General features: G+C 71.8%; 11 protein-coding genes and 1 pseudogene. 10 read left to right on the top strand and 2 right to left on the bottom strand.

Translation table 11 applies throughout. The features are described 5' to 3' along the window. The first annotated feature begins 35 nt into the window (after positions 1–35). Positions 36–1,262, top strand: a complete 1,227-nt coding sequence (locus tag ACFYPS_RS15680; protein WP_354967181.1) for a histidine kinase — start codon at positions 36–38, stop codon at positions 1,260–1,262. Further along, positions 1,259–2,020, top strand: coding sequence for a LytTR family DNA-binding domain-containing protein (locus ACFYPS_RS15675; RefSeq protein WP_089018492.1), 762 nt, complete (start codon positions 1,259–1,261; stop codon positions 2,018–2,020). The genes ACFYPS_RS15680 and ACFYPS_RS15675 overlap by 4 nt, the downstream gene beginning before the upstream one ends. Before the next feature lie 54 nt (positions 2,021–2,074). Here the strand turns inward: ACFYPS_RS15675 and ACFYPS_RS15670 are convergent, their stop codons facing one another. Together ACFYPS_RS15670 and ACFYPS_RS15665 are read right to left on the bottom strand one after the other, a co-directional pair. Continuing rightward, the gene (locus tag ACFYPS_RS15670; RefSeq protein WP_387325063.1) at positions 2,075–2,908 is read right to left on the bottom strand and encodes a hypothetical protein; all 834 of its coding nucleotides are present in this window, start codon (positions 2,906–2,908) and stop codon (positions 2,075–2,077) included. Positions 2,909–2,922: 14 nt separating this feature from the next. Further along, positions 2,923–3,414, bottom strand: a complete 492-nt coding sequence (locus tag ACFYPS_RS15665; protein ID WP_387325060.1) for a sigma-70 family RNA polymerase sigma factor — start codon at positions 3,412–3,414, stop codon at positions 2,923–2,925. 139 nt (positions 3,415–3,553) lie between these two features. Here ACFYPS_RS15665 and ACFYPS_RS15660 point away from each other — a divergent pair, with 139 nt between their 5' ends. The 8 genes and pseudogenes from ACFYPS_RS15660 (at position 3,554) to ACFYPS_RS15625 (ending at position 11,787) form a co-directional block, all read left to right on the top strand. Next, on the top strand, positions 3,554–4,204 hold the full coding sequence (locus ACFYPS_RS15660; RefSeq protein ID WP_354967178.1) for a DUF5701 family protein: 651 nt from the start codon (positions 3,554–3,556) through the stop codon (positions 4,202–4,204). Between the two features lie 158 nt (positions 4,205–4,362). Further along, positions 4,363–4,776: a hypothetical protein gene (locus ACFYPS_RS15655; protein WP_354967177.1), complete on the top strand. Its 414-nt coding sequence runs from the start codon at positions 4,363–4,365 to the stop codon at positions 4,774–4,776. 1 nt (position 4,777) lies between these two features. Then, the gene (locus tag ACFYPS_RS15650; protein WP_354967176.1) at positions 4,778–6,418 is read left to right on the top strand and encodes a cation acetate symporter; all 1,641 of its coding nucleotides are present in this window, start codon (positions 4,778–4,780) and stop codon (positions 6,416–6,418) included. 80 nt (positions 6,419–6,498) lie between these two features. Next, the gene (locus tag ACFYPS_RS15645) at positions 6,499–7,263 is read left to right on the top strand and encodes an ABC transporter ATP-binding protein (RefSeq protein WP_354967175.1); all 765 of its coding nucleotides are present in this window, start codon (positions 6,499–6,501) and stop codon (positions 7,261–7,263) included. After that, positions 7,248–8,948 carry an ABC transporter permease gene (locus ACFYPS_RS15640; protein WP_387325056.1) on the top strand — a complete coding sequence of 567 codons (1,701 nt, stop codon included), beginning with the start codon at positions 7,248–7,250 and terminating at the stop codon, positions 8,946–8,948. The genes ACFYPS_RS15645 and ACFYPS_RS15640 overlap by 16 nt, the downstream gene beginning before the upstream one ends. 67 nt (positions 8,949–9,015) lie before the next feature. Then, a pseudogene (locus tag ACFYPS_RS15635) lies at positions 9,016–9,567 on the top strand (flavin reductase family protein); the annotation flags it as partial. Between the two features lie 185 nt (positions 9,568–9,752). Continuing rightward, positions 9,753–10,118, top strand: a complete 366-nt coding sequence (locus ACFYPS_RS15630; RefSeq protein WP_387325053.1) for a DUF485 domain-containing protein — start codon at positions 9,753–9,755, stop codon at positions 10,116–10,118. Further along, positions 10,096–11,787: a cation acetate symporter gene (locus tag ACFYPS_RS15625; protein ID WP_387325050.1), complete on the top strand. Its 1,692-nt coding sequence runs from the start codon at positions 10,096–10,098 to the stop codon at positions 11,785–11,787. The genes ACFYPS_RS15630 and ACFYPS_RS15625 overlap by 23 nt, the downstream gene beginning before the upstream one ends. The last annotated feature ends 67 nt before the right edge of the window (positions 11,788–11,854 follow it).

The following is an 11,854-nucleotide window of genomic DNA, read 5'->3' as shown; positions in this document are numbered from 1 at the left end:
TTGGCTCGCCGGCCCGGAGGGGCCAGGATCGCTGCGTGGGTGGCAACCTCTCCGCCGTCGTCGGCGTCGTCTCACTGGTCACCGCGCTGACCGCGGCCCTGTTGGCGGTGCTGCGCCTGCGTGCCCGCCGGGGCATCGCCACCGCCACCCAGCGGGCCACCTACGAGGTGCTGCACACCGCCGGGCTGGCCGCCGAACCGCTGCGGGCGGGGCTGAGCGCGGCGGGCGCGGCGAAGGCCGTACGCCATCTGCGGGCTCTGGTGGGGGCGGTCGGGCTGGCGCTCACCGACGCCGACGTGGTGCTCGCCCTCGATGGACGCGGCGCGCACCACGGCGAGCAACTGCTCGCGGCGGCCCGCCGGGCGATGGAGACCGGGCGCTCGACGGTGCTCGGTGAATCCGAGCTGCGCTGTGACCGGGTGGACTGCCCGATCCGGGGAGCGGTGGTCGCACCCCTGCAGGGCGCGGACGGCCGGGTGGTCGGCGCGCTGGTGGCGATCGCCGACAGCCCGCCGGCGCCCGGGCTGGTGCAGGCCACCCTGGAGACCGCGCACTGGGCCGGCAACCAGCTCGCCCTGGCTGAGCTGGACTCGTCGCGGGAGCGGCTCGCGCGGGCCGAGATCCGGGCGCTGCGGGCGCAGATCAGCCCGCACTTCATCTACAACGCGCTGACCGCGATCGGCTCGTTCGTGCGCACCGACCCGGAGCGGGCCCGCGAGCTGATCCTGGAGTTCGCGGAGTTCACCCGGTACTCGTTCCGGGCGCACGGGGAGTTCACCACGCTGGCCGAGGAGCTGCGGTCGATCGACCGCTACCTGACCATCGAGCGGGCCCGGTTCGGCGACCGGTTGCAGGTGCGGTTGCAGATCGCCCCGGAGGTGCTGCCGGTGACGCTGCCGTTTCTCTGCCTGCAGCCGCTCGTGGAGAACGCGGTCCGGCACGGGTTGTCCCGCAAGCCGGGCACAGGCATGGTGAGCATCGAGGCCCGGGACGCGGGTGCCGAATGCCACATCACCGTGGAGGACGACGGGGTGGGAATGGATCCGACCACGCTGACCGCCGGCATCGCCGAGCTGGCCCGCAGCACCGGCGACCCGGGCGACGAGACGGGCCAGCACGTCGGCCTCTCCAACGTCGACGAGCGCCTGCGGTCGGTCTTCGGGGACCGGTTCGGCCTGGTCGTTGAGACCGGACTCGGCTCGGGCACCAGGGTGAGCATGCGGGTGCCGAAGTTCCATCCCGGCGTGCGGGCCGGGTCGTGAGCGCATCCGGTTTCCTCCGGGTGCTGGCGGTGGACGACGAGCCGCCCGCGCTCGACGAGCTGGCGTACCACCTGCGGGCCGACCCCCGGGTGGCCCGTCTGCACACGGCGGGGGACGCCACCGAGGCGCTGCGGCTGCTCCGCGACGGTGACGTGGACGTGGTCTTCCTGGACATCCGGATGCCCGGCCTGGACGGCATGGAGCTGGCCCGGGTGCTGCGCCGGTTCGCCCGGCCACCGGCGATCGTCTTCGTCACCGCGTACGACGACGGCGCGGTGGACGCCTTCGACCTGGGGGCCACCGACTACGTACGCAAACCGGTGCGCGCCGAGCGGCTGGCCGAGTCGCTGCGCCGGGTGATCGGTTCGCGGGTGGTGCCGTCGCATCCGGCGGCGCTGGCCCGGGCCGAGGAGGACCCGACCATCCCGATCGAGTTGGCCGGCACCACCCGGATGCTGCCCCGCTCGGCGGTGCGCTGGGTGGAGGCCCAGGGGGACTACGCCCGGTTGCACACGGCGGAGGGGTCACACCTGGTGCGGGTCTCGCTGGCCACGCTCGCCGAGCGGTGGGCCGACGCCGGTTTCGTCCGGGTGCACCGGTCGTACCTGGTCCAGCTGAAGTTGATCGCGGAGCTGCGGCTGGTCAACTCCGGCTACGTGGTGGTGATCGACGGGACGGAACTGCCGGTGAGTCGGCGGCACACCCGGGAGCTGAAGGACAAGCTGGTGCGGGCGGCGAAGCAGGACTGGAACCGGTGACCCCGGCTCCCAGCCCCGCTCACCCTCGTCGGATCCTCTCCGCCTCGGCGGTCGTCAGGCCTTGACCTGGTCGGCGATCGCCAGTGCGATGGCCTTCAGCTGCTCCATGGACAGCGGAGCCTGCGCCTGCGCGGGAACGGCCGACTCGTCGACCCCGACCATGTTCAGCACGTCCGCCTGGAGCGCCCGGTTGCCGGGCAACTGGATCGCGACGAGGTACTGCACGCTCTTCTGCCGCTTACCGGTCAGCGTCTCGATCTTCATCTGGGCGCCGCTCGGGGTCGTGCCCGCCTCGCACATCCTGCGGTAACGGCTGTCCTCGTGGATGCCCGGCGGCAGCTGGCACGGCCAGTGAAACCCGGCCGGTCCGTCGGACGCGTCCGGATACACGTCCGGTGTGACCGACACGCCCAGGGAACCCTTGCGCCCCTGGTAGGAGATGCCGGAGGAGGTACCGACGAAGTCCGGGGTGCCCCGGTGGGTGAACTCTGGCGGCTGCCCGTCCGGCTTGCGAGGCTCGCCGACGTAGTCCGGCATCCAGGTCCACTTCGCGCCGGGCGCCACCGTCCGCAGCGCCCGGTCCAGCTCCTGGCTGAGGCGCCTGGCGGTGGCGTCGGCCGTCTCGTCGGTGTCGAAGACCAGGCGGAACCGGGTGTCCGCAGCGGGCGAGGAGGCAGCGGCCCGCGGCGTGGTCGGTGCCGCACCGGGCTCCTGATGGCGTACGGCGGCGCTGACGCCGCCGGCCACCGCCAGAGCCAGCACGGCGGCCAACGAGCCGCCGAGCCGCCGGGCGGCCCTGGCCCGCCGCTCCCGCCGGACGATGCCCCTGACATCGACCTTGGGCGGCGGGGGGTTGCCGATCAACTCGTCGAACAGTTGGTGACTCATCTGGTGCCTCCCGCTCAGTACTGACGGTTGACGGCGGTGCGCAGGTTCGCCAGCCCGCGTGCGGACTGGCTCTTGACGGTGCCGGCGGAGATGCCGAGCATCCTGGCGGTCTCCTCGACCGAGTAGTCGAGGTAGAAGCGCAGGACGAGCACCGTCCGTTGCTTCGGGGCGAGCGAGCGCAGCAGCGCGGCGAGCCCGTCGCGATCGGTCACCGTCTCCGGCACGGCGCCGGCCACGTCCGGCACCTCCGCCCACGACTGCTCCCGGTTGCTCCAGGGCCGGCGCCGCTCGTCGAGCCAGGAGCGGGTCAGGACCCGCTGCGCGTACGCGTCGCGGTTCTCCGCCCGACGCACCGTGCGCCAGCTCCGGTAGAGCTTCGCCACCGTGACCGAGACGACGTCGTCGGCGGCGTGCCAGTCCTGACAGAGCAGGAACGCGCTCCGTCGCCAGCGGTCCATCCGGTCCGCGACGAAGTCGTGGAAGTCGTCCTCGTCGGCCCGCCTCACCGCGGTCTTCCCTCTTTGCTGACCATCACGGTCGTACGACGGAGTCGTCGCCCACGAGGGTTGCATCACGCAGCGGGAATAACCCATCCTTGTCGTACGTCGTACGGTATCCCGAGCGAACGACGAATGGAGCCCGCCCGTGTTCGACGCCGCCACCGAATTCGACCGCCAGCTCGACCGCCTGGTGGAGCTGGGATACCCGGCGCTCGCCGACCTGACCGAGGACGCCTTCCGTGCCGTGGTCGCCCCACTCCGCGCGGCGGCGATCGCGGGCGCGGCCGGGCTGCCCGCACCGACCGAGGGCCGGGTGCCGTTCCTGCTGGTCATCACCCGCGACCTGGCAACGGTCGAGCAGCGGCTGGCACTCACCACGCTGGCCGGCAAGCGCAAGCCCGGCTTCCTCGACCGGCACTACGGCGAGGACGACCTGCCGAAGTTCGATCCGATCAAGGAACTGGAGGTGCCGCCGGGTCCCGCGTACCTGCTTTTCGATGTGGACCGCGGTGAGGAGACGCTGAACCTGGCCCCCGCGTCTGCGATGGAGGTGATCATCGGCCAGGACCGACTGCCGCTCACCATCGACGAGGGGCTCGCCTTCGTCACCCTGTACCCAGCGGCGCTGGCGAAGAACAAGTGCTTCTCGCTGGTCGGCTCGCGCTGCGGCGACAAGCGGGTGCCAGCGATCTGGATCAGCCAGGGCGCGCCAAAACTGGGCTGGTGCTGGCACGGCAACCCGCACACCTGGCTCGGCTCCGCCTCCGCCCGCCCGGAACGCGTCGGGCTGGAGTGAGGACGACGCCGGTGGGCTGCCAGGCGGGGCCCGCACGGCGATGCCCACCGGGTTATCCACAGGGGTGACCCGTTCTCCACAGGTTATTCACAATGCCACCCACTGCGCTGGTGAACGAGACTGCTTGACATTCCGGCAGGGCGGGTGAGACTGCCGGGGTGGCCGAGCGACTCCCAGACGTGGGGCCCGGCGGTACGGCACCGCCGCCCCGCCGGACCCGGATCGTGCTGGCCGACATCACCCGGCAGGACACCCGCGCCGAGCGGACCCGCGCCGAACTGGCGCAGCAGACGCAGGTCGGCGAGGCGCTGGTCCGCGGCCTGGTCCGGGCCCAGCTCGCGCTGGCGCTGCGGCTCTCGCTCGTGGTGGCCATCGGGCTCGGCGGGCTGCCCTGGCTGTTCGCCATCGCACCGTCGCTCGGCCGGACGACGGTCGCCGGCGTCAACCTGCCCTGGCTGCTGCTGGGGGTGGCGTCCTTCCCGTTCCTGATCGCGGTGGGCTGGGCGTACGTGCGGCTGGCCGAGCGCAACGAGCAGGACTTCACCGACCTGGTGCAGCGGCCGGAGCGCTGAGGTGGGCAACGACTACGTGGTCCCGGCTATCGTCGCGGTCACCCTGGTCACCGTCGGGATCGGCTTCTACGGGCTGCGGCTGGCCCGGACCACCTCCGATTTCCTGGTCGCCTCCCGGGTGATCAGTCCGACCTGGAACGCCGCCGCCATCGGCGGGGAGTACCTGTCGGCGGCTAGCTTCCTCGGCATCGCCGGCCTCGTCCTCAAGTACGGCGTGGACGTGCTCTGGTACCCGGTCGGATTCGCTGCCGGCTACCTCGCCCTGCTGCTCTTCGTGGCCGCACCGCTGCGCCGCTCGGGCGCGTTCACCCTGCCCGACTTCTGCGAGCTGAGGCTGGGATCGCGCCGGCTGCGCATCCTGGCCACCGCCTTCGTGATCTTCATCGGGTGGCTCTACCTGGTGCCACAGCTCCAGGGCGCGGGGCTCACCCTGGCCACGGTGACCGGCTCCCCGTACCCGCTCGGCGCCCTGCTGGTGGCAGCCGTCGTCACCGCGAACGTGGCGCTCGGCGGGATGCGGGCGATCACCTTCGTCCAGGCGTTCCAGTACTGGCTCAAGCTGACCGCGCTCGCCGTACCGGCGATCTTCCTGGCGTTGCAGTGGCAGGCCGATGCCCGGCCGGCGGTGACCCCTCCCGACGGGCCGACGTTCCGGACCGCGACCACCGTCGTGGTCGAGCACCGCGCGACCCTCACCCTGCCCGACGGCGACGTCCGGGAGGTGAGCCCCGGCGATGAGCTGACCTTCGCCGCGGGCGACCCGGTGCCGGAGGTGTCCGGAGTCGCCACCGACGCCGGCGACTGGCTGCTGCCCAGCACCGCCGGCGACGACGACCGGGGCCTGTTCGCCACGTACTCGCTGATTCTGGCCACCTTCCTGGGCACCATGGGTCTGCCGCACGTGCTGGTCCGCTTCTACACCAATCCCGACGGCGCGGCGGCCCGCCGGACCACGCTGGTCGTGCTGGCCCTGGTCGGCGCCTTCTACCTGCTCCCGACCCTGTACGGGGTGCTCGGTCGGATCTACACCCCGCAGTTGCTGGTCAGCGGGCAGACCGACGCGGTGGTGGTGCTGCTGCCCGGCGCGGCCCTCGGCGACGGGCTGGTCGGGCGGCTGCTCGCCGCGCTGGTCGCGGCGGGCGCGTTCGCGGCTTTCCTCTCCACCTCGTCCGGTCTGCTGACCAGCGTCGCCGGGGTGATCTCGACGGACGTGCTCGGCCGAGGCTCGGTGCGCGGCTTCCGGCTGGCCACGGTGATCGCCGGGGGCGTGCCGGCGGTGCTGGCGCTCAACCTCGCCGGGCTGGACGTGTCGCAGGTGGTCGGGCTCGCCTTCGCGGTCGCCGCGTCGAGTTTCTGCCCTCTGCTGGTGCTCGGCATCTGGTGGCGCGGATTGACCGACCTGGGCGCCGCCGCCGGTGTGCTGGTTGGCGGCGGCGCGGCGATCGGCGCGGTGCTGGTCACCGTGCTCGGCCCGCCGCTGTCCGGCTGGCCGGCCACGCTCACCGCGCAGCCGGCCGCCTGGACGGTGCCCCTGGCCTTCACCGTGATGGTCGCGGTGTCGGTGGCGACCCGTCGGCGGGCCCCCGCCGACGTCGCTGCCACCATGCTCCGCCTGCACACCCCCGAGGCCCTCCGCATGTAGGAGACGTCCGTCCTGGGGATGACGACGGGTCCGCCTGCCGCCGGAGCGCGCAAGTGGTAGCCGACGGATAACGTCGGCTCATGACTGGTGAGCATCCCGCGCTGGCGCTGCGTGGCCTGGCGAAGCGGTTCGACGGCACGATCGCAGTGGCTGGCGTCGACCTCGATGTCCCCGCCGGCTCCTTCTACGGCCTGCTCGGCCCGAATGGCGCCGGCAAGACCACCACGCTGTCGATGGCGGTCGGGCTGTTGCGGCCGGATGCCGGTTCGGCCTGGGTGCTCGGGCACGACGTGTGGCGGGACCCGGTCGCGGCCAAGCGGCTGCTCGGCGTGATGCCGGACGGGGTCCGGCTGTTCGACCGGCTGACCGGGGCGGAGCTGCTGGCGTACAACGGGTTGTTGCGCGGGATGGACCCGGCGGTGGTCGACCAGCGGGCCGCGGAGCTGCTGGACGTGCTGGCCCTCGGCGACGCCGGCCGGACGCTGGTGGTGGACTACTCGGCGGGCATGAAGAAGAAGATCGGCCTTGCCTGCGCGCTGCTGCACGGCCCCCGGGTGCTGGTGCTGGACGAGCCGTTCGAGGCCGTCGACCCGGTCTCCGCCGCCCTGATCCGGGACATCCTCACCCGGTACGCGGCCGGCGGCGGCACCGTGGTCTTCTCCAGCCACGTGATGGAGGTCGTCGAGCGGCTCTGCTCGCACGTGGCGATTCTCGCCGGGGGCGTCATCAAGCGGGTCGGCACGATCGGGGAGGTACGCGGCGACCGCTCGTTGGAGCAGGTCTTCGTCGAGGTGGTCGGCGGGCGTACCGCGACCGGTGAGGAGCTGTCGTGGCTCTCCCGGTGAGCACCGCCGGCGCGCCCGCCGGGCCGGTCCGCGCCGTCTCCGCCCGGCACTTCCTGCGGCTGAAACTGCGGGTGATGGGCAACAGCTTCCGCGGCCAGGGCTGGCGGATCGCGATGTTCATCGGCGGCGCGCTGGTCGGGCTCTGGTTCGCCGCCAGCGGCTTCTTCCTCTTCGCCGTGCCGGGCATGACGGACAACGGCCGGTACGCGATGCTGGTCGCGGCGGGCGGTGGCGGGCTGCTGGTGCTCGGTTGGCTGCTGCTGCCGCTGGTCTTCTTCGGGGTCGACGAGACACTGGACCCGGCCCGGTTCGCGCTGCTGCCCCTGCCCCGCCGCACCCTGGTCGTCGGCCTGTTCTCCGCGGCCCTGGTCAGCGTGTCGGCGCTGGCGATGCTGATCGCGACGTTCGGGTTGGTGCTCACCGCCTGGACGCTGGGTGGTTGGTCCGCCGGAGTGGTGGCCGTCGTCGGTGTGGTCGCCGGGCTGCTGCTCTGTGTGGCCGCCAGCCGGGCGGTGACCAGCGCCTTCGCCAGCATGCTGCGGTCGCGCCGGGTGCGTGACCTGGCGGCTGTCCTGCTGGCGGTGACCGCCGCGCTGCTCGGCCCGCTGCAGATCTTCGGCCTGGCCGCGCTGCGCGAGACGGACTGGGACCGGCTGACCGGGGTGGCGACCGTGATCGGGTGGACGCCGTTCGGCGCACCGTGGACCGCCGGCATCGACATGGCCCAGGGGCGGGTCTGGGCCGCTCCGGTCAAGCTGCTGATCACCGTGGTCGCGCTCGGCGCCCTGCTGGCCTGGTGGTCACGGTCGCTGGAGTCGGCGATGGTGGGAGCGGTCAGCTCCGGCCGGGCCCCGGTCCGGCGAGGCGCCGCCGGTGGCGCGGTCGCCCAGCTGTTTCCCCGGATCACCGGCCGGATGCGTCGGGACCGGTTCGGCGCCCTGGTCGCCCGGGAGGCCCGCTACTGGTGGCGGGACGCCCGCCGCCGGGCCAACCTGATCACGATCGCGGTGGTCGGCATCTTCGTGCCGGTGATGACCAACCTCGGCGGTGCGGGCTTCGTCGAGGGCGAGCAGGGCATGACGATGAGTGCCGCCGACAGCTCACCGGTCCTGGTCACCATCTCCATGCTCTTCGTCGGTGTGCTCGCCTCGGTCACCCTGGCCAACCAGTTCGGCTTCGACGGCAGCTCGTACGCCGCGAACGTGGTGGCCGGGGTGCCCGGCCGGGTCGAGCTGCGTGCGCGGATGACGGCCTTCTCGTTGTACGTGCTGCCGATGCTGACGGTCGTCGCGGTGGCGCTGTCGCTGCTGCTCGGCCACCCGGGCTGGATCGGGCTGACCGCCGGCAGCATGGTCGCCACCTACGGTGCCGGGCTGGCGGTGAGCAGCTTCGTGTCGGTACTCGGGGCGTACTCGCTGCCGGAAACGAGCAACCCGTTCGCGATGAACACCGGTGCGGGCATGGCGAAGGGCCTGCTCACCCTGCTGGCCATGGTCGTCGCGGCGGTCGCCGGGGTGCCGATGGTGGTGGCCGCGGCGCTGCTCGATGACGCCTGGCTCTGGTTGGCCCTGCCGGTCGGTGCGGCGTATGGGCTGGGCGCGGCGCTGCTGGGTGCGTACCTGGCCGGCGACGTGCTGGACCGGCGGCAGCCGGAGCTGCTGGCCACGGTCACCCCGCGCCGCTGAGCACGGCCCGCTGTCCCGGGCCGCCGACCTGCCCTGGTCCGGACCTTCGCCGGTCGGGTCCTCGGGGCGGGGCGGTGGGGTCACAATGTTTCACGTGAATCATGAGCCGGGCGCCGAGATCCACCACACCGACCCGTTCGCGGTGCCGGCCGGGCAACGGTCGCCGGTCCGCCGGCTGCGTGGTCGGCTCGCCGCGCCGGTGACCCTCTGGACCGCGCCGGGCCCGGCCGGGCTGACCGTCTCGTCCACCCTGGTCGCCGAGGGGGAGCCAGACCGGCTGCTCGGGTTGATCGACGCGGAGTCCGATCTCTGGGCGGCGATCGAGGAGGCGGGCCGGTTCGCGGTCGCGCCGCTCGGGCCGCCGCACCGGCAGCTCGCCGACCGGTTCGCCGGCCTCTTCCCCGCCCCAGGTGGGCTCTTCGCCAGCGGGGCGTGGACCGACACCCCGTACGGGCCGGTCCCGACGGACGCCGGCGGATGGGTCGGCTGCCGACTGGACACCGCCCGGGAGTACGGCTGGGCGCTGCTGGTGGAGGCCACGATCGAGGCGGTCGACCTGGCCGAGGAGGCCAGCCCGCTGCTGCACTACCGTGGTCGCTACCACGAGCTGCCCGGCTGAACGCAGGTCCTGACGGCCGTCGCGACGACCGACCGGTCACCGGAGTGACCTGGGTCACTCGGCGCAGCCAGTCAACCGCTCGGCGCACTCGCTGACCGGCGTCGATCTCGGCCTTCCCCGGCGGGGAGCGCGCTCTTTACCGTGCGCGAAACTCCTCCAACGCCTGTGAAGGTGGTGATCCACAGATGTCCACGGACACACCCGCGTCGACCGCTTCCCAGCCGGACAGATACCTGGCCGTACAACGGTCGGACGAGTTCGCCGGGCTGCGGCGCGCGCTGCGCGGCTTCGTCTTCCCGATGACCGTCGCGTTCTTCCTGTGGTATGCGCTCTACGTCATTCTCTCCGCGTACGCCCGGGACTTCATGGGCACGAAGCTGTTCGGCAGCAACATCAACGTCGCGCTGGTCTTCGGTCTGCTCCAGTTCGTCTCCACGTTCGTGATCGCCTGGCTCTACTCCCGGTACGCGGACCGGAAGATCGACCCGGTCGCCGACCGGATCCGCGCCGAGATCGGGGAGGTGACCCATGAAGACGGTCCTCGCGGCTAACCCGCTCCTCGCGGCCGAGGCGGGCAGCAACACCGCCCGTAACCTGACCATCACGCTCTTCCTGGTCTTCGTGGCCGTGACCCTGGCCATCACCATCTGGGCCAGCCGGCAGACCAAGACCGCGACCGACTTCTACGCGGGCGGCCGGTCCTTCTCCGGCTTCCAAAACGGCATGGCGATCGGTGGCGACTACATGTCGGCCGCCTCATTCCTCGGCATCGCCGGCATCATCGCGCTCTACGGCTACGACGGCTTCCTCTATTCCATCGGCTTCCTGGTCGCCTGGCTGGTCGCCCTCCTGCTGGTCGCGGAGCTGCTGCGCAACTCCGGCCGGTACACGATGGCCGACGTCCTGGCGTTCCGGATGCGCCAGCGTCCGGTGCGTACAGCGGCGGCGGTCTCGACAATCACGGTGTCGATCTTCTACCTGCTGGCCCAGATGGTGGGCGCCGGCGCGCTGGTGGCACTGCTGCTCGGCATCAAGCCGGGGACCACCTTCCTCGGCATGGACGCGGACGCCGCGAAGATCGCCACCATCATCATGGTCGGCGCCCTGATGATCATCTACGTCACCGTGGGTGGCATGAAGGGCACCACCTACGTGCAGATCGTCAAGGCGTTCCTGCTGATGAGCGGCGCGCTGGTGATGACCCTGCTGGTGCTGGCGAAGTACAAGTTCAACCTCTCCTCGCTGCTCGGCGACGCCGCGGACGCCTCCGGCAAGGGAGCCGCCTTCCTGGAACCCGGACTCCGCTACGGGGTGGAGACACCCGGCGACGCGCTGAAGACCTTCTACAGCAAGATGGACCTGCTCTCGCTCGGCATCGCCCTGGTGCTCGGCACCGCCGGCCTGCCGCACATCCTGATCCGCTTCTACACCGTGCCGACCGCGAAGGCGGCCCGCAAGAGCGTGCTCTGGGCGATCGGCATCATCGGCACGTTCTACCTGCTCACCCTGGCCCTCGGCTTCGGCGCCGCGGCACTGGTCGGCGGCGAGGCGATCACCGCACAGGACAAGGCTGGCAACACGGCCGCGCCACAGCTGGCCGAGGCGCTCGGCATCGACTTCCTCGGCGGCGACGTGGGTGGGGCGGCTCTGCTGGCGATCATCGCGGCGGTCGCCTTCGCCACGATCCTGGCGGTGGTCGCCGGGTTGACTCTGGCCTCCTCGTCCAGCCTGGCGCACGACTTCTACGCAAACGTCATGCGGAGGGGCGAGGCGTCGGAGCGGCAGGAGGTACGGGTCGCCCGGATCTCCGCCCTGGTGATCGGCGCGGTCTCGATCGCCTTGTCGATCTTCGCGCAGAACCTGAACGTGGCATTCCTGGTGGCGCTGGCGTTCGCCGTGGCCGCCTCGGGCAACCTGCCGGCGATCCTCTACAGCCTGTTCTGGCGGCGGTTCAACACCTCCGGCGCGGTGTGGGCGATCTACGGCGGGCTGATCTCGGCCGTACTGCTGGTGTTCTTCTCGCCGGTGGTCTCCGGGGCGGCGACGTCGATGTTCCCGGAGCACGACTGGCAGTGGTTCCCGCTGTCCAACCCGGGCATCCTCTCCATCCCGTTCGGCTTCCTGTGCGGCTGGATCGGCACCCTCGTTTCCAAGGAGCATGACGAGGACAAGTACGCGGAGCTGGAGGTCCGCGCCCTCACCGGCGCCGGCGCCCACTAACCGCGGCACCTTGTTAAGAAGGGCCCCCTGTACAACGCCAGGCGTTAACAGGGGGCCCTTCCTTAAT

Source organism: Micromonospora sp. NPDC005087 (genome assembly GCF_042872965.1).
Taxonomy (GTDB): Bacteria; Actinomycetota; Actinomycetes; order Mycobacteriales; family Micromonosporaceae; genus Micromonospora.
The sequence above is the reverse complement of the archived record's forward strand: the minus strand, read 5'-3'. Positions and strand labels throughout refer to the sequence as shown.